1 pseudogene is annotated in these 248 nt (G+C 41.9%); it reads left to right on the top strand.

The window, feature by feature from the left end:
- Positions 1-248, top strand: a pseudogene (locus tag ACFIK8_RS12820) (penicillin-binding protein 2); the annotation flags it as partial.

Raw genomic sequence — 248 nt, 5'->3', positions numbered from 1 at the left:
ACGACGTGTTATTGATGTAGATGAAACAATTGAATTGCTCTCAACAGTTTTGTCTGATCTTAATTGGCATGAAACTTATAAACGCCTAAAAAGAAAGTCTGGTTTTTCTTGGATTCAGCGTGGGTTAACGCCAACACAAAAGGCCCAAATTATGGCTCTTGGTATCCCAGGGATTGGTTTTCGTCCTGAAATTCGCCGGTTTTATCCAGGTGGTTCTGTGGCTTCGCATATTCTCGGCATGGTGAATG

It is taken from the genome of Bartonella sp. MR168JLCBS, from assembly GCF_042194175.1.
Note: the sequence above shows the minus strand (reverse complement) of the source record. Positions and strands in the feature narration are given on the sequence as shown.